The following is a 16174-nucleotide window of genomic DNA, read 5'->3' on the forward strand; positions in this document are numbered from 1 at the left end:
TTCTGTCAGTCCCAACTTTGCCAAACTAAATTTACTTTACTTTCTTGTATTTGGGTAAACTTCCCGAGCTGCATCCAAGGCCCAAAAGGCCCATGATAATCACTGCCCACTGACGCTTTAAGATCAAACTCAATCGATAAACGCTCTAGCAAGCGAACGCTGTCGGGGCGCTCATTACCTGATGCGATCTCTATACCTGTACCGCCCCACTTTTTAAAATCGCTCAACAAACGCTTTAATTTAGTCACCGTAAGGGGGTATCTTTTGGGGTGCGCCAAGACGAGCTCCATGCCTTGACCAGCAAGGCGTGCTAACACTTCCTCTAGTTCTGGCCAGACATCTCGCAACTGTCCGAGTTTTTTGTTACCAAGATATCGATCGAAGGCTTTATTAGTATCTTTTACGAACCCTTTTTCAACGAGCAATGCCGCAAAATGAGGCCGACCAAGCTGACTTTCACCTGCCAAGGTAACCGCTTCATCGAATAAATTTGGCAAACCCTGCTTAACCAAAAGCTCTGCGATTCGCTGTGCTCGATCCAAGCGTATACGCTGATTCGCCTCAACAATGGAAAGCAGTGCGGAGTCATCCGCCGAAAAATTTAACGCCACCATGTGCAAAGGAATCCCATTCCATTGTGTCGATAATTCAACGCCATTAATAAAGCTCAGACCGTGCTCAAATGCTCTTTCTCGGGCTTCAGCAAGCCCATCAAGGGTGTCGTGATCGGTTAAAGAAAACAACGTAACGCCCTGCTCTACCGCTAAATCAACCAACTCAAGGGGTGAAAAACGACCGTCGGAACGATTGGAATGAGAGTGTAAATCAACTTTTCGGTAACGCGCGGCTTCAGGCATACTGTGGTTTTTCTTTAAAAGGAAAGGGAGTTATCATGTCACCAGCATACCTACATTGGATTTTTTATGACAATATTATTCGACTTTCTTCCAATACCGTTTAAAGAGAGACGTTGAACAGAGTGACACAAACGCCTCTTTAGCTCATGACTTGCTATTAAGTTAACTTTATTATGTCACTCCGCAATTCTTCTTATTACACAAAAAAGGAACCACCATGCTTTACTCAATTGTTGGCAACGACGTTTTAAACAGCCTTAGCGGTCGTTTGGCTGCGCGCCCTGCACACTTAGCACGTTTAGAAACGCTGCAAAATGAAGGCCGGTTGGTACTTGCTGGACCAAATCCCGCCATTGACTCAAACAATCCGGGTGAAGCTGGTTTCACTGGCAGTATCATTGTTGCGGAATTTGCCGATCTTGACGCCGCTAAAGCGTGGGCCGATGCCGACCCATACGTTGCAGCGGGTGTGTATGACAGCGTGACAATCAAACCCTTTAAACAGGTTTTTCCTTCCGCTTAAAGTTCGATATCGTATTCATTTTAGCCTCTTTTGACTTATACCAGACTCTTCTTTTACGTATCTTGTCACGATAAAAGAGGCTAACCTTACTTTTTTACATCGGAATGACCAAGATCGCGAGCAGGGTCAATCACGTCTCTCATTCTCTGTTTTAGTACTTTAGCTTCTGGAAAACCCTCTTCTTCCTTTCGACACCAAATCTCTTCACCATTGACCCGTATCTTAAAAATACCGCCCTGGGTTGGAAGTAAAGTAATACTTTTCACATCCTCATCAAACGTGGTTAATAGCTCTTGCGCTAACCAAGTTGCACGCAACATCCAGCGACATAAGGTACAATATTCTATTTCCACAATGGCCGTTCGCATTGTCTTTCTCTCCAGTAAATACACAAAACATTTGGCATGATATACCAACATCAATAATATTAGGCTCATCTTCAATAGTTTTAAGACTTAATTCAACAAGGAAATAACAGTATGCGTCACACTTTCATCACAGGGTTGGCTCTGTTGGCTTTTTGCTCACACATCCACGCCACAGAAGTCGATATTGTCACCAATCAAGGCACTATTCGAGTCGATTTAAAAGACGAAGCGGCCCCAAAGACCGTTGCTAATTTTTTACGTTATGTTGACGATGGATTCTATGAAGGAACCATTTTCCATCGTGTTATTCGTGGTTTCATGGTGCAAGGCGGCGGCTTTACAGAAGACTTAGAACGCAAAGACACTCACAAGGCGGTTGCCTATGAAGGTGACAATGGCTTGGCGAACAATCGCGGTACACTTGCCATGGCTCGCACACAAGATCCGAACAGTGCGACATCACAGTTTTTTATCAATCATGTAGACAATGCTTTTTTAAATCATGGCGCGAGGGGCGGTGCAGGCTACGCCGTGTTTGCTGAAGTTATTACTGGTATGGAAATCGTTGACAGTATTTCAGCGGTAGACACAGCAACAGTTGGGCCCTACCAAAATGTCCCGACCACCGCGGTGGTTATTGAGAGCATCCAACGTGTTAACTAGCTACCAATTAGAAGCTCCTATTTTAAGCTGGGGAGAAGACGGTGCGCCGCACTCCAGCCAATTTGATGATGTGTATTTTGATAAAGAATCTGGACTCGAAGAAACTCGCTTCGTGTTTATCAAACACAATCAGTTGCTAGAACGTTGGCATAATATACAAAACAAGGCGTTTGTCATCGCAGAAACGGGCTTTGGTACGGGGCTCAATTTTCTTTGCACGTGGCAAGCATTTTTGCAGAATGCGCCCAAAGATAAGCAATTGCACTTTATTTCCGTTGAAAAATACCCGTTCAGCAAAGCCATGCTCGCTCAGGCGCTGTCTATGTGGCCGTCGCTTAACGAGTTTACTCGGCCATTGATCGACGCTTACCCAGAAGTGTGTCATGGCTTTCATCGTATTGAGTTAGAAAACGGCCGTGTTCAGCTGACACTCTGGTTTGGCGAAGCAGAAGACGGCTTTGCTGCGCTAAATGCCGACGTCGACGCCTGGTTTTTAGACGGCTTTGCCCCGAGCAAAAACCCTGAAATGTGGAGTGATACGCTATTTCATCATATCCATCGGCTGAGCCACCAAGGCACAACATGCTCAACCTTTACAGCGGCTGGCATTGTTCGTCGTGGCTTGCAAAAAGTGGGATTTGAGGTGAAAAAAGTCAAAGGATTTGGCATAAAAAGAGACATGACTGTAGGGAAATTTAACCCGCCTAGTGCCCCCCTGACAGAACGCATGGCGCAAGGTCAGGCTTGGTTTAACCTTCGCCAAAATACATCGTCACCAATAAGTCATGTTTTGGTTGTCGGAGCGGGGCTCGCTGGGGCCAATACCGCATATGCGTTGGCTTGTCAGGGCGTTAAAGTCACTGTTTGGGATAAGGCCGATCATATTGCAAGCGGCGCCTCTGGCAATCCGCAAGGCATGCTGTACCCAAAACTCGCGTCTCAAGACACTCTTGTAAATCGTTTTTATTTATCTGCCTACTTGCACGCTTCTCGTCTTTATTCGACATTGGACCAAAATAACGCGTTTTGGGGGCCATGTGGTTTAACCCAAATACCCAAAAACGCCAAAGAAGCGGAACGCTTTCAAAAACTGTTACACGACAACCTCTATCCGCAGCACATCCTGCGCGCCTCAACGGATAAACCAGATTGTATTTTCTTACCGCTCTCAGGCTGGGTTGTATTGACCGAGCTCTGCAAAAAGCTTTTGTCCCATGAAAACATCAAGGTTCAGCTAAATACACCATTGAATGAGCTTTCACCACGCTTGATAAACGAACAAGCTGATGGATGGACAGCGCGTTCACATGACGAAACAGCAGATTTTTCCCATGTGGTGCTGTGCATGGCAAACGATACCAAAACACTCGACGCAGCCCCTGACACGCCAGATTACCCCATTCGCGGACAAGTCTCTTTTATGACTGTAGACAGCGCCAAAGCAGCGTGTGCTGTTACCCAAGAATCGCAAAAAAAAATAGATATTGATAAAGTACTTTGTGAATTTGGTTACGTCTCACCGGCCATAAATGGGCTTTTACACTTTGGCTCCACTTACGATCTAAAAGACTCAGATCAAACCGTGCGACAAGAAGGACATGAACGCAACGTAAAAATACTCGAGCGCTTACTCGAATTACCAGAAAGCACGTTCGATACTCATGCGTGCGGTGGGAGAGTCTCGTTTCGATGCGCTGTGCCAGACTACGCACCGATTGTCGGGCCAGTGCAATCAGAGCTAGAGTACAAACATGCCTTTGCAGCATTAAGTAAAAACGCAAAATGGCGCTCTAATGATTTAGCACAGCCCATTAACCAGCTTTACTTAAACATAGGTCATGGTTCGCGAGGTTTGATATCTGCCCCGTTGAGCGGTAATTTTATTGCCAGTTTAATATTGGCGACCCCCTCCCCACTCGAACAAGAAGTAAGCCACAGGCTTCATCCGAGCCGATTTGTGATTAGAGCGCTAAAACGTAGCCAAACGATTTGATAATCAGCAACCCATTTAGTCTAAGTCGACTGAATGGGTTGCTGACAAAAAAAACGATTAGAGTTCAAACAACTCACAAGCGCTTGGGATCAAGTCGGCAAAACGTTGAGAAGTTTGTGGACGATAAACATAAGCATTCAATTCGGTTAGCAACATACGCAATTTATCACTCAGTTGCAGCAAGTTGGGATTAATAGGCTCATATGGGTAAACATGATCCTGTACACTCAGCTTATGCAGTTCATCTAATTCGTCTTGCAATATACTTTTCATTGCAAAGAAACGGTCTTTTTGATCGATATCATTGGTTTCCCAATACGCATCCGAAAGCGCAGCATTTAACTCATAAAACACATGCAGTGCATCCGCAACATTTTTTTTAGACATGTTATCTCCAACTTTTTGGGCAATCTTAACCTTGCCCCTTGTAATGTTTAACCCTAACCTTATAACCTATATTCTAAACGTGAATCGATATAGGTGAATACCCCTTGAGTACAACAATGCCGCATGCCGTGACTTCAAACAACTTATGGCAGTCTTTACAAGCTGAAGCAGACAAGCTTGCCCAAGATGAGCCTATTCTGGCCAGTTATTTTAATACGACGATTTTACGCCACGACTCACTGTGCTCTGCGTTAAGCTTTTTACTCGCCAGTAAATTAGACAGCATATCCATTCCTGCCATGGTGTTACGAGAAGTCTTCGAAGAAGCGATGGCGGATACTCACTCTGGCATCGTTAGATGCATCGAGCAAGACATTTTAGCGATTAAAGAACGCGACGCCGCTTGCGACACACTCACGACGCCGCTGCTGTTTTTTAAAGGGTTTCATGCGCTGCAAACCTACCGCGTTGCCAACTGGCTGTGGAAAAACAACCGTAAGAGTTTGGCCTTGTATCTTCAAGGTCAAATGTCCATGGTGTTTAGCGTTGACATTCACCCTGCGGCCACCATTGGCTGTGGCGTCATGCTTGACCACGCCACAGGGCTAGTCGTCGGTGAAACCTGTATCATCGAAGACAATGTGTCAATTTTGCAATCGGTGACTCTGGGTGGAACCGGTAAAGAGCACGGCGATCGTCATCCTAAGATACGCTCCGGCGTGTTGATCGGCGCAGGGGCGAAAATTCTCGGTAACATCGAAGTCGGTGAAGGTGCCAAGATTGGTGCAGGAAGCGTGGTACTAGAAGCAGTAGAACATCACACTACCGTTGCCGGTGTCCCTGCCAAAGTAGTGGGACGTAACACAGAGGAAGAACCGGCACTTATTATGGATCACAACATCAATCACTGTCTGCGTGATTGCCCTGAGTAACCATAAAAACCCGCTCGTGCTTTCTGTGTTTCTTCTACGACCACAATGCTATGACCACAGTGCCGCTACGACCACAACACTATGACCTCACATGAGGTCATAGTGTGTTAATGCTTCTTTGAGCACCATTTTGATGGTTTCACTTTCGGTGTCGAATAAAAGTACGGCATCGCCACATTTGAGGTAGCGTAACGCCTGTTCGCGTTTCTGCTCGACCGTCAAATCATAGTCTCCATAATCCGTACCCTCACGGGAGACAATGTCATCTAAAATCGCTTCCAACGTCTCGGCCGCCAAAGAATCATAAGGGATTAGCGTATCCATTTAGATTGCCCCCCATTCGGCTAATAAGGCGATCACGCCCGCTTCATCGATGACGGGCACATCCAACGCTTGCGCCTTGGTCAATTTTGACCCCGCTTTCTCGCCGGCGACCAAACAGTCCGTTTTCGTAGATACAGAACCGCTCACTTTGGCACCTAAAGCTTGCAGCTTGTCTTTTATCTGGTCTCGGCTCAATTGGCTTAAAGACCCTGTCACTACATAAGTTTTGCCTAACAAGGGCAAATTATCAGAAGATACGGCTTGTTTTGTTTCCCACATCACGCCGGCATCAAGCAATCCCTGAACTGTGTCACGGTTTATCGTTTGATCAAAAAACCGTTTTACGTGTTGTGCGACAATAGGCCCTACATCGTCCACCTCTACCAAGGTCTCTTGATCCGCCGCCATTACACTGTCCAGATCGTTAAAATAGCCCGTAAGGGCGCGGGCCGTCGCCTCACCTACTTCACGAATACCCAGTGCATAGATAAAACGATTAAATTGAGTCGACTTAGCCTGCTCGATCGAGGCGAGCAGTTTATCAACGGATTTTTGTCCCATTCGCTCCATGGATAACAGCCTGTCTTTTTTCAAGAAAAGGGTAAAAATATCAACAGGCGTTTTCACCAACTCTTGATCCACCAGCTGCTCAATCAGCTTGTCACCCAAGCCATCAATGTCCAGCGCTTTACGAGACACAAAATGTTTTAACGACTCTTTAAGCTGCGCGCCACACACCAAACCACCAGTACAACGAATAACGGCTTCGCCTTCGACTTGCTCAAGGTCAGAACCACATACCGGACAAGCTTCTGGGAAAGCCACTTCAATGGCGTTATCTGGGCGTTTTTCCATCACTACTTGAACAACTTTAGGAATGACGTCGCCAGCACGGTGTACAACCACATAATCGTTTACCATCACCCCCAAACGGGCAATTTCATCTTTGTTATGCAAGGTCGCATTCGATACCGTCACACCGCCCACAAATACGGGTTCCAAACGTGCCACCGGGGTAATCGCGCCAGTGCGACCCACCTGAAAATCCACACCAAGTATGCGCGTCATCTCTTCTTGAGCAGGAAATTTCCTTGCGATGGCCCAACGCGGTGCTCGAGCAATAAAGCCCAGCTTTTGCTGTAGGGCAATGTCGTCTACCTTATAAACAATGCCGTCAATATCGTAAGACAATTCGGCGCGCTGTTCGTTGAGCATGTCGTAATAGTTAATACACCCTTTGGCGCCTTGTGCTCGTGCCATGAGATCGTTGGTACGAAAACCCCATTCACTCAATTGCATCAAACCGTCATAATGACTGTCTGGTTGCTCCCAACCTTCCACATACCCTATCGAGTAAGCGCACATGACCAAGGGTCTTGTGGCGGTAATTTTAGGGTCCAGCTGCCTTAAGCTTCCCGCTGCCGCGTTGCGTGGATTCACAAAGGCTTTCTCGCCTTTTGCTTCTGCTAACCCATTGAGCTTTTCGAATCCCTCTTTGGGCATGTAGATTTCACCACGAACTTCTAAAACTGCAGGCGGGGTGGTGGTTCTGAGTGTCAATGGCACCGAATACAATGTCTTAATGTTGGACGTGATGTCTTCACCCGACAACCCATCACCACGCGTCACGCCGCGTATTAAGCGCCCCTTCTCATAGCGCAAACTGATCGCCAAACCGTCTAATTTTGGCTCACAACAATACGTTATGTCTTTTTCAACACTCATGTTTAACAACTTACGAAGGCGCTGATCAAAGTCGGCCAACGACGCATTATCGAATGCATTATCCAACGACAACATGGGCACGGTATGCGCAACATTAGCAAAGCCACTGTCGGGTTTCTCACCTACCCGCTGCGTCGGAGAATCCACTTGTATCCATTCAGGGTACTGGCTTTCAACAGCTTGGAGTAACTGATAATCACGATCGTAAACCGCATCTGGCACAATCGGCGAATCTTTCACATGATAGGCGTAGCTGTAATCGTTGAGTTGCTGGATAAGATCCAACATTTGCTGATGTGTCAGAGAGGTCTCTTGGGTCATAAATAGCTCGGAGTGATCGCTTAAAAAATCGTCTAAATAACCAAGGCCCCTAAGGGCCCTGATGATTTGACGATGATATTTTTTAGGTTAATTGGTTTAAGGCTAGGCTATTGCTTGTGACGCATAAGTCGGCGGCGCTCAAAATCCCGTATTCTCTGGCGACAATGGGCAATAGTTTGCTCACTCATCGGTGTGCGGCGCTCATCGCAGAGCTCACCACCCAAATTGCGTACCAAAGTCTGTGCCGTTTCTAGCATAAAGTCGAAGGCTTTCATGCTGTTTTTGGGCCCTGGTAATCCCATAAAGAAGCTCACACCAGGGCATTCATTTTCACCCATGGTGTCCAAATCAAATGTTCCCGGCTCGATGGCGTTCGCCATACTGAACTGCACTCGCCCTCGATCGAAACCGTCTTCATGACGATGGAAAATATCCATCTCACCGTAACGCATTCCACAGTTCAGAATGAGTTGAAGCAATTCGATACCTGAGAAATTTTGGTCTTTTGGTGCCAGAATATTGATAACAATGACTTCTTCAATTTCAACCATGGCTTGGCCTTCTAGGTCAAGCTCAGCAGACCCATCAAATCCTTTTTGATCAACATCAATTTCCGAATAGCTTCGCTCATAATCTTCAAAATCTTCAGTATTGTTATAATCACTGTTGCCATCATTTACGACGGTGTCTTTAGTATCGACATCGGCTTGGGTGTCAGCAGGCAAACGATCTTGCTCATAATAATCATTGTCAGAATAGTTCTGATCCGACATAGACGAGTCGACAAAGTCACGTTCTGGGACCAAAGAAGCCAATTCATCGAGGTGCATTTCTTCACCGCGATGCAGTTCTGGTCCAGAATCTACCTTGTGCGGCACATCGGCTAAAGGCGATTTTGAGGTTTTTCTGGCGTTTTCAAAGGCGCTAATAATCGGATCTTGAGGAACGGGAGAAACGTCTCTTTGAGAGGGTTTTGCTCGACCAACAACGGTATCGCCTCCTACTAATATATCGTCAGAGTCCACATCAGAATCACGACCAGATTGAGCGTATTTTTGTCCTTTCTTGTATCGACGAAATCCATCTATGAGGATAACGACAATAATGACGACCCCAATCAAGATTAGCCACTCACGTAAGCTGAATTCCATTACATATTCCGCATAACATCAATTAATATTGGCTCTATTATCAAGCGAAGCGCCTTAGGATTCAATTACAAGGCTACATTGATTCTAAAAATCTCATTATAATTTATCAGTAAACCACGTTTTGACCCAATAATTTGACCTTTTGTCAGATCCTTATCATTAATATTGGCTAACTTGACCACCACATCAACAGATTCAGCGTCTGCCAACGTGATGGTTGGCATGAGCGCATCCAGATTTGTGAGCAAAATAGGCTGCGACAAATCCCTAGGAAAGACTCGTTGAATGGCTACGGGCATTTTTTGCTCCTTTATCACAGCATAAACCAACAGTACATCGTCTGGCTGCCACTTAAGCGTTGTCTCGTCCCACTCTATCTGCACCGCCAGCTGGTCTGTGATGATAGGTGGCACTTGCTGGTAACCAATATTACCTCTCTGTCTTGCGGCGTTAATCGCCGATAACAACGCCAAACGCTCACCGGACCCAGCGCTATAACGGATCGCTTCTTGCCATGCCAATATGGCGCCAAGATAGCGTTGTTCTGTAAACTCAGCGACGCCTTTTAGATCTAAGGCGGTCGCTTGATGCGGTGCGATCTGCAGCACTGCGTCCACGACCTGACGCATTTTTGCAGAGCTCTTATTGCCATTGGCATAAAAAATCGCTTGAGCGTATTCAACCAGTAACTTCACCCGTCCTTCGGCCTGCTCGGGCAGCGTTTCTATGGCCCGCTCAAAAGCGATAACGGCGTCTTGATAACGACCCGCATTTAGATGATCGGACGCTAAATAGTACCAGTCTTCCGCGCCATCATAACGCTTGCTACGATACTGCAAAAATTCAGTGATTTTTTCTGGCGTCAGCTGTTGAACTTGCAACTGCTGAGTAAACACGACTTCTTTTGCATACCCAAGCCAGTGATACAGGCTCACACTGCCCAAAACCACCACAATACTGCCTGATAACATTACCCAGCGTGCCAAAACAATCTGGTTGCTAAAACGTCGATGACGATGTTGATCAGACGATCTAACTTCGTGTTCCAGATCTTGTAATAGCTGCGAAGCTTCAGCCAGCGTAAGTCGACCGGCGGTTTCTTCTTGTGCGATTTCGTTACGTCGAATGGTCGCGAAGGCGTGACGATCTCGGTCGGTGTTGTGAATGAATCGTGAAGAAACGTACCAATACAAATACACCACACTCAGCACAATAAGGAGCACCATGACACAGTAAGCCATTATCATCGGGGTTGCCCTTTTCGTTTACGGTTAGTAATCACCACCACAAAGAAAGTTATCAACCCTATGGCCAACAGAATAAAAGGACCATACCAGAGTAAAAAAGTCGCGGACGAATGCGGTGGACGGTACAACACAAACGTACCGTATCGCGCCACCATATAATCTACGACTTCTTGATCCGTTTTACCCTCTTCAATCATAAAATGCACCTGCTGTCTAAGATCCAGCGCAATACTCGACTCTGAATCGGCAAGGTTCTGGTTCTGACATTTAGGACAACGTAATTCCGCGACTAAACTCTGGTATCGCGTCTGATGCAATTCGGAACGGAACGTCATGTGTTGCTCGGCGGCCACAGGTAAAACACTAAAACAGGCCCACAGCAAGAAGACGAGGCTCATTTGCTTTATGGCAACTGATTTCAGAACAGCTAGTGTCACAAGAGCTATTATTATAAGAACGAACATCATCGCAAATAGCCTCGTATGATGGGCCAATTCTGCGCATTAATCGCACCTTGATGTCGATAAACCACACTACCTTGACTGTCTATCACAAAGGTTTCTGGCGCTCCGGTGACGCCCATATCAAGACCAAAATGGCCTAATTCGTCCATCAACACCTGCTGATAAGGGTTACCTTTTTCTTGTAGCCATTGCTGTGCCAAAATCTTTTGATCTTTATAATCAATGCCGATAATCGCAATACCCGACTGCGCCAGAATATTCAAAAAAGGGTGTTCAATGTGACAAGCAGGACACCATGTCCCCCAGAAATTGAGTAAGTAAGGGCCATTAGGCAAATTATCGTGGGTAACTAACTCATCACTTTCTAACGAAACTAGGGTAAAGCTGGGCACTTTTTGACCGATTAACGCTGATGGCATCGCGTTGACATCTTTACCCAGTTGCGAATAAAACATCACACCGAGCGCCAAAAAAGCCACCAATGGAAGAAACAAAACAACCCGGCGCATCATTGACCTCCCACGCGTTTACGATACCGTTTGTCCAACGCCGCCAATAACCCGCCCGCCATCATCAACAAACCACCAAGCCAAATCCAACGCACAAAGGACTTCACGTAAATACGTACGCTCCACGCTGTGTCGTCGATACGCTCACCCAAAGACACGTACAAATCACGGGTAAAGCCGGCGTCTAAAGCCGCTTCAGTCATAACTTGTTGGCGAGTGGTAAAAAAGCGTTTTTCAGGGTGCAGAACAGCAACGGCATCGCCTGCTTGAAAAGCCGTAAAGTGCGCCTTACTGGACACATAATTCGGCCCTTTAACCTGCTCAACGCGATCAAAGCGAAATTCGTACCCGGCCACCTCAGCACGATCGCCTGGCGCCAGACGCAACATGGATTCCTCACTGTTGATGCTGACCAAAACAATACCGACTAACGTGACCGCCATACCAAGGTGTGCCAAGAGCATGCCGTAATAATTTCTTGGCAGTTGGCGCGCCCGTACAACCCAGCCTCTCGAACCCGATGAAACCTTGCTAAACCAGTCAAAAAAAGACAACGCAACCACCCAAAATACCACCACAAAACTCACCAAGGCGCTGTGCTCAAGGCCATACCCGTACACGACCCCAACCGACAGCAAGATGGACAAAACCAACGCAATAACACAAGGTGCTATGAGAGATTTTAATGGGGTTTGATACCACTTCGACAGCGGCCCAACCGCCATAAACACCATCAACAACAAGGCAATGGGCGTGAAGACAGCATTAAAATAAGGCGCCCCTACCGATATTTTCCCCAACCCCAACGCATCGAAAATCAATGGATATAAGGTGCCCAATAACACGGTCAAGGTAAGCACGGTAAGAAAAATATTATTTAACAACAGCCAAGCTTCTCGCCCCGTTAAACCAAAAGACACCGTAGACCTAACCTGTACCGCACGAATCCCATAAAGCAGTAAGCTGCCCCCCACAAGAATCACCAACAAGGCCAGAATAAATACGCCACGAGTTGGGTCGGCCGCAAACGAGTGCACCGAAGTCAAAACGCCAGAGCGCACTAAAAACGCCCCCAATAGCGACAAACTAAAGGTGAAAATCGCCAACAATACCGTCCAGCTTTTAAAAACACCTCGCTTTTCCGTCACCGCCAAGGAATGTAATAACGCCGTTCCAGCCAACCAGGGCATGAAGGACGCATTTTCGACAGGATCCCAAAACCACCAGCTCCCCCAACCTAATTCGTAATACGCCCACCAGCTACCAAGTGTAATGCCCAAGGTTAAAAACGCCCAAGCCGCAGCAGTCCATGGCCTTGCCCAACGTGCCCACGACGCGTTCAAGTTGCCGGTAATTAATGCCGTAACCGCGAAAGCAAAGGCCACGGCAAAGCCCACATAGCCCATATAAAGCACAGGAGGATGCAGGATCAAACCAATGTCTTGCAACAACGGATTAAGATCGCCGCCATCGACTGGCACATCGGGCAATAAGCGTACAAAAGGTGAGGAAGTAAACAGTAAAAAAGACAAGAAACCGACGCAGACACTGCCTAGCACCGCCAACACAATAGGGCCAATGTCCTCTGGCAAAGTACGGATTTTTAAAGCAACCGACGAGCACCAACCACACAAAATCAGCACCCAAAGCAACAAAGACCCTTCATGACCGCCCCATACCGCGCTGAATTTATACCACACCGGCAATTGGCTGTTGGCGTTTTGTGTCACGTACACAAGAGAAAAATCGTCGTTTAAAAATGAGTAGCATAAGATCGAAAAACTGAGCATCACCAATGAAGACATAATGAACGTCAATGGCCGCGCTGTCTCTAGCAGCAAACGATGGCCCTTCCAATACCCAAGCAGTGGCATTACCACCAACAAGAGCGCAAAAAACAGCGACAAAATTAAGGAAAACTGACCTACTTCAGGAAGCATAAAGCACCTAGATTAATACAGTGACGGGGCAGGCTTGGCAGAAGATGCCCCCATGACGCCCTTAGTCGGGGCATTTTTGAGCGCAGCAGACACTTCTGGCGGCATGTATTCTTCATCATGCTTTGCAAGGACTTGAGTAGCCTCAAATACCCCATCCGCTCGCATTTTGCCTTGTGCAACAATACCCTGACCCTCTCGAAATAAATCTGGCAAAATACCCTTGTATTCAATGGTGATGGCGTATTGATAATCGGTGACATCAAACGATACCGCCAAAGTCTGTGTATCACGTTTAACACTGCCATTCACTACCACCCCACCCGCACGTATAACGGCATGTTGAGGCGCTTCGCCCGCCGCTATCTGGGTCGGTGAAAAAAACAGATTAATATTTTGCTGCAAGGCATACAGGACTAACCCTGTGGCGGCACTAAGAATCATCAAAATCACGATCACCACTAATAGACGTTTCTTTCTGGCAGAGTGCATTAACGAACGGCCTGTTTTGAGATGCGCTTACGTAGTCGCGCTTGAGCGTGTCGACGTGCAGACAGGGTGTTCCAGACTAACCAGAGCAAGACTAAGGCACTGACGCCATAAGCCGACCAAACAAACGAACCGTGTTTGCCCATCAATAAAAACGCTGACATACTCTCAAAGGCCACGATTCATCACCTCTTCTTTCACCCAGTTTGTTCTGTGCTCGCGCAGCAAAATCTCAGTTTGCATTCGCCACATTAACACCCCCCCAACCATACTGTAGAGCCCTATAACGGTAAACAGCAACGGCAGCCACATTTCAATGGGCATGGCTGGCTTTTCTGTCAACGTGAAGGTCGCGCCCTGATGCAAGGTGTTCCACCAGACTACAGAATATTTAATGATAGGAAGATTGATCAAACCCACCACGCTAATAATTGCTGTCGCTTTATTCGCCAGCGCCATGTCGTCTAAGGAATGTTGCAGGGCAATGACGCCCATATATAAAAAAAACAAGACAAGAACCGAGGTCAATCTCGCGTCCCACACCCACCAAGTTCCCCATGTTGCCTTGCCCCAAATCGCGCCAGTCACTAAAGCAATAAAGGCCATGACGGCCCCAATAGGCGCTAAAGATGCTATCACCATTGGCGCTATTTTCATCTGCCAAACCAAAAAAATCGCCCCTGAAATACCAAGCGTCAAATACGCACTTTGAGCAAGCATCGCTGCAGGCACATGCATATAAATAATGCGTACACTATCGCCTTGCTGATAATCCGGTGGCGCAAAAGCCAACCCCCATATCAACCCCATCACCAAGCACACTAAGCCAAAAACAAACGCCGGCAACGCCCACGCTTTTGACCAAAAGAAAAACCATTTTGGTGAACCTAACTTATGAAACCACACCCAACGCATTAATTTACACTCGCTTTCACTGCAATCGCCGTCATAAAAGGCGACACCACTAAAGACAACAAAGACATTGCTAACAACAAAGCTAAAAAGCCGTGATAAGGCAACCCCGATTGCGATGCTTGCACCGCCGATGTAGCAAAAATAATCACCGGTAAATAAAAAGGTAATATCACCAACATGACCAACATCGCACCTTGTTTTAGAGATACCGTCAGCGCGGCACCAATCGCCCCCATCAGAAACACACTGGGCGTGCCCACTAATAAGCTGAGTATCAACACCCAAAAACTCTCGTCAGGCAAGGCGACCATTTGGCTAATCAAGGGCATTATCAGCAGCAAGGGCAATATAACAGCCAGCCACTGCACACCTATTTTCAACAGCATTAAAATAGGCAAGAACAAACCACTCACGACCCACTGCTCTAAAGAACCATCATGAAAATCGTCTTTGAATACGCTCTCAATGGTCATCAAGATCGCCAGTAGCGCGGCACACCAGACAATCCCTCCCGCCGCGGGTGCTAAAAAATCCACCGAGGGATTAATACCTAGTGGAAATAAAGCGACGACAAGGGTAAAAAACAAAAGAACATTCACGATGTCTTGTTTGCGACGCCACACCACACGACACTCGGCAGTAAAAAAAGAGAAATACGTCATGGCGTTAATACCAACTCACGATGCGCCAAAGAAGACAAGGCTTGGTGCGTGGTAAACACGACCATGCCACCCGATCTCAAATGGTCTTGAATGTGCGCTTCCAATATTTGAACTCCGCTGACATCTAGTACAGCAAAAGGCTCATCCAGCAACCAAACAGCTTTGTGGCTAAGCCACAAACGCGCCAACGCCACTCGTCGCGCTTGGCCTGCCGACAATGCTTTTACATAGGAGTCCTGATGATCGGTTAAACCTAATGTCACTAAAGCCGAATGCAAGGTTTTAGCCGATATTTTTGGACAGTAACAGCGTAGATTTTCTTCGACCGTTAACGTACTTTTTAAGCCTGAAGAATGACCAATGTATATCATCGACTGTTGCAATAAAGTGCGGTCTACCGTGATATCTTGATCGGCAAAATACAGACGTCCTTCCAAAGGGGCCATTGCACCAGCGATCACTTTTAATAAAGAGCTCTTACCCGCTCCATTTTCACCCAAGATACGCACAGCTTCTCCTGCGCGCACCTTGTAAGAAAGCGCACGACACAGTATTTTGTCAGATCGCTCAATCCAAAGGTCTGATATTGTTAAAGAAGCAGAAAAATCCACAAGATTTACTCATCGCAGCCGATATAAAAAGGGATATAAAGTCACAGTGGTGACACCACACTACATTTAACGTCCGACATTATATGAGAATTCTTC

19 protein-coding genes are annotated in these 16174 nt (G+C 46.7%); 4 read left to right on the plus strand and 15 right to left on the minus strand.

From position 1 onward, the window contains the following. Nucleotides 1-5: 5 nt before the first annotated feature. Nucleotides 6-857: a PHP domain-containing protein gene (locus FXV75_RS11215; RefSeq protein ID WP_148833437.1), complete on the minus strand. Its 852-nt coding sequence runs from the start codon at nucleotides 855-857 to the stop codon at nucleotides 6-8. Nucleotides 858-1074: 217 nt separating this feature from the next. Between FXV75_RS11215 and FXV75_RS11220 the strand changes: the two genes are divergently transcribed. After that, nucleotides 1075-1380: a YciI family protein gene (locus FXV75_RS11220; protein ID WP_148833439.1), complete on the plus strand. Its 306-nt coding sequence runs from the start codon at nucleotides 1075-1077 to the stop codon at nucleotides 1378-1380. 86 nt (nucleotides 1381-1466) lie between these two features. Here the strand turns inward: FXV75_RS11220 and FXV75_RS11225 are convergent, their stop codons facing one another. Next, a complete protein-coding gene (locus FXV75_RS11225) occupies nucleotides 1467-1748 on the minus strand; it encodes a SelT/SelW/SelH family protein (RefSeq protein ID WP_148833441.1) in 282 nt (93 codons plus the stop codon). Nucleotides 1749-1859: 111 nt separating this feature from the next. Between FXV75_RS11225 and FXV75_RS11230 the strand changes: the two genes are divergently transcribed. Together FXV75_RS11230 and mnmC are read left to right on the plus strand one after the other, a co-directional pair. Further along, nucleotides 1860-2411: a peptidylprolyl isomerase gene (locus tag FXV75_RS11230; RefSeq protein WP_148833443.1), complete on the plus strand. Its 552-nt coding sequence runs from the start codon at nucleotides 1860-1862 to the stop codon at nucleotides 2409-2411. Further along, a complete protein-coding gene (mnmC, locus tag FXV75_RS11235; protein ID WP_148833445.1) occupies nucleotides 2401-4404 on the plus strand; it encodes a bifunctional tRNA (5-methylaminomethyl-2-thiouridine)(34)-methyltransferase MnmD/FAD-dependent 5-carboxymethylaminomethyl-2-thiouridine(34) oxidoreductase MnmC in 2004 nt (667 codons plus the stop codon). The genes FXV75_RS11230 and mnmC overlap by 11 nt, the downstream gene beginning before the upstream one ends. A gap of 57 nt (nucleotides 4405-4461) precedes the next feature. Here mnmC and FXV75_RS11240 read toward each other — a convergent pair whose 3' ends face one another. Further along, a complete protein-coding gene (locus FXV75_RS11240) occupies nucleotides 4462-4791 on the minus strand; it encodes a hypothetical protein (protein WP_148833446.1) in 330 nt (109 codons plus the stop codon). Nucleotides 4792-4907: 116 nt separating this feature from the next. Here FXV75_RS11240 and cysE point away from each other — a divergent pair, with 116 nt between their 5' ends. Then, nucleotides 4908-5723 carry a serine O-acetyltransferase gene (gene cysE / locus FXV75_RS11245; protein WP_148835373.1) on the plus strand — a complete coding sequence of 272 codons (816 nt, stop codon included), beginning with the start codon at nucleotides 4908-4910 and terminating at the stop codon, nucleotides 5721-5723. Nucleotides 5724-5810: 87 nt separating this feature from the next. Here cysE and FXV75_RS11250 read toward each other — a convergent pair whose 3' ends face one another. The 12 genes from FXV75_RS11250 to ccmA all read right to left on the minus strand — a co-directional run bounded on the left by FXV75_RS11250 (nucleotide 5811) and on the right by ccmA (nucleotide 16078). Continuing rightward, a complete protein-coding gene (locus FXV75_RS11250) occupies nucleotides 5811-6047 on the minus strand; it encodes a YheU family protein (protein WP_148833448.1) in 237 nt (78 codons plus the stop codon). Next, nucleotides 6048-8093 (minus strand): NAD-dependent DNA ligase LigA, encoded by a 2046-nt coding sequence (gene ligA, locus FXV75_RS11255; RefSeq protein WP_148833450.1) that lies wholly within the window; start codon nucleotides 8091-8093, stop codon nucleotides 6048-6050. A gap of 107 nt (nucleotides 8094-8200) precedes the next feature. Beyond that, nucleotides 8201-9244, minus strand: a complete 1044-nt coding sequence (zipA, locus tag FXV75_RS11260; protein WP_148833451.1) for a cell division protein ZipA — start codon at nucleotides 9242-9244, stop codon at nucleotides 8201-8203. Between the two features lie 65 nt (nucleotides 9245-9309). Further along, complete coding sequence (locus tag FXV75_RS11265) at nucleotides 9310-10491, minus strand: tetratricopeptide repeat protein (RefSeq protein ID WP_148833453.1); 1182 nt, start codon at nucleotides 10489-10491, stop codon at nucleotides 9310-9312. Continuing rightward, a complete protein-coding gene (locus FXV75_RS11270; RefSeq protein ID WP_148833454.1) occupies nucleotides 10488-10889 on the minus strand; it encodes a cytochrome c-type biogenesis protein CcmH in 402 nt (133 codons plus the stop codon). Before FXV75_RS11270 ends, FXV75_RS11265 begins: the two co-directional genes overlap by 4 nt. A gap of 65 nt (nucleotides 10890-10954) precedes the next feature. Continuing rightward, nucleotides 10955-11467 carry a DsbE family thiol:disulfide interchange protein gene (locus FXV75_RS11275; protein ID WP_316247117.1) on the minus strand — a complete coding sequence of 171 codons (513 nt, stop codon included), beginning with the start codon at nucleotides 11465-11467 and terminating at the stop codon, nucleotides 10955-10957. Continuing rightward, nucleotides 11464-13404 carry a heme lyase CcmF/NrfE family subunit gene (locus tag FXV75_RS11280; protein ID WP_148833456.1) on the minus strand — a complete coding sequence of 647 codons (1941 nt, stop codon included), beginning with the start codon at nucleotides 13402-13404 and terminating at the stop codon, nucleotides 11464-11466. The genes FXV75_RS11275 and FXV75_RS11280 overlap by 4 nt, the downstream gene beginning before the upstream one ends. Before the next feature lie 12 nt (nucleotides 13405-13416). Further along, nucleotides 13417-13893, minus strand: a complete 477-nt coding sequence (gene ccmE, locus FXV75_RS11285; protein WP_148833459.1) for a cytochrome c maturation protein CcmE — start codon at nucleotides 13891-13893, stop codon at nucleotides 13417-13419. Further along, nucleotides 13893-14069 (minus strand): heme exporter protein CcmD, encoded by a 177-nt coding sequence (gene ccmD, locus FXV75_RS11290; RefSeq protein ID WP_148833461.1) that lies wholly within the window; start codon nucleotides 14067-14069, stop codon nucleotides 13893-13895. The genes ccmE and ccmD overlap by 1 nt, the downstream gene beginning before the upstream one ends. Beyond that, nucleotides 14059-14805 carry a heme ABC transporter permease gene (locus FXV75_RS11295; RefSeq protein ID WP_148833463.1) on the minus strand — a complete coding sequence of 249 codons (747 nt, stop codon included), beginning with the start codon at nucleotides 14803-14805 and terminating at the stop codon, nucleotides 14059-14061. Before FXV75_RS11295 ends, ccmD begins: the two co-directional genes overlap by 11 nt. Beyond that, complete coding sequence (ccmB, locus tag FXV75_RS11300; RefSeq protein ID WP_148833465.1) at nucleotides 14805-15467, minus strand: heme exporter protein CcmB; 663 nt, start codon at nucleotides 15465-15467, stop codon at nucleotides 14805-14807. Before ccmB ends, FXV75_RS11295 begins: the two co-directional genes overlap by 1 nt. Further along, complete coding sequence (gene ccmA / locus FXV75_RS11305) at nucleotides 15464-16078, minus strand: cytochrome c biogenesis heme-transporting ATPase CcmA (RefSeq protein ID WP_148833467.1); 615 nt, start codon at nucleotides 16076-16078, stop codon at nucleotides 15464-15466. The genes ccmB and ccmA overlap by 4 nt, the downstream gene beginning before the upstream one ends. Nucleotides 16079-16174 lie beyond the last annotated feature (96 nt).

Source organism: Marinomonas sp. IMCC 4694 (assembly GCF_008122525.1).
Taxonomy (GTDB): domain Bacteria; phylum Pseudomonadota; class Gammaproteobacteria; order Pseudomonadales; family Marinomonadaceae; genus Marinomonas.

What these genes read in the sequence shown, in the direction of transcription:
- FXV75_RS11280 (WP_148833456.1), bottom strand. Translation starts at nt 13,404, where the DNA reads ATGCTTCCTGAAGTAGGTCAGTTTTCCTTAATTTTGTCGCTGTTTTTT.
- zipA (WP_148833451.1), bottom strand. Translation starts at nt 9,244, where the DNA reads ATGGAATTCAGCTTACGTGAGTGGCTAATCTTGATTGGGGTCGTCATT.
- ccmB (WP_148833465.1), bottom strand. Translation starts at nt 15,467, where the DNA reads ATGACGTATTTCTCTTTTTTTACTGCCGAGTGTCGTGTGGTGTGGCGT.
- FXV75_RS11215 (WP_148833437.1), bottom strand. Translation starts at nt 857, where the DNA reads ATGCCTGAAGCCGCGCGTTACCGAAAAGTTGATTTACACTCTCATTCC.
- FXV75_RS11225 (WP_148833441.1), bottom strand. Translation starts at nt 1,748, where the DNA reads ATGCGAACGGCCATTGTGGAAATAGAATATTGTACCTTATGTCGCTGG.
- FXV75_RS11230 (WP_148833443.1), top strand. Translation starts at nt 1,860, where the DNA reads ATGCGTCACACTTTCATCACAGGGTTGGCTCTGTTGGCTTTTTGCTCA.
- FXV75_RS11270 (WP_148833454.1), bottom strand. Translation starts at nt 10,889, where the DNA reads ATGAGCCTCGTCTTCTTGCTGTGGGCCTGTTTTAGTGTTTTACCTGTG.
- ccmE (WP_148833459.1), bottom strand. Translation starts at nt 13,893, where the DNA reads ATGCACTCTGCCAGAAAGAAACGTCTATTAGTGGTGATCGTGATTTTG.
- FXV75_RS11295 (WP_148833463.1), bottom strand. Translation starts at nt 14,805, where the DNA reads ATGCGTTGGGTGTGGTTTCATAAGTTAGGTTCACCAAAATGGTTTTTC.
- FXV75_RS11250 (WP_148833448.1), bottom strand. Translation starts at nt 6,047, where the DNA reads ATGGATACGCTAATCCCTTATGATTCTTTGGCGGCCGAGACGTTGGAA.
- cysE (WP_148835373.1), top strand. Translation starts at nt 4,908, where the DNA reads ATGCCGCATGCCGTGACTTCAAACAACTTATGGCAGTCTTTACAAGCT.
- ligA (WP_148833450.1), bottom strand. Translation starts at nt 8,093, where the DNA reads ATGACCCAAGAGACCTCTCTGACACATCAGCAAATGTTGGATCTTATC.
- FXV75_RS11275 (WP_316247117.1), bottom strand. Translation starts at nt 11,467, where the DNA reads ATGATGCGCCGGGTTGTTTTGTTTCTTCCATTGGTGGCTTTTTTGGCG.
- FXV75_RS11220 (WP_148833439.1), top strand. Translation starts at nt 1,075, where the DNA reads ATGCTTTACTCAATTGTTGGCAACGACGTTTTAAACAGCCTTAGCGGT.
- FXV75_RS11265 (WP_148833453.1), bottom strand. Translation starts at nt 10,491, where the DNA reads ATGATAATGGCTTACTGTGTCATGGTGCTCCTTATTGTGCTGAGTGTG.
- FXV75_RS11240 (WP_148833446.1), bottom strand. Translation starts at nt 4,791, where the DNA reads ATGTCTAAAAAAAATGTTGCGGATGCACTGCATGTGTTTTATGAGTTA.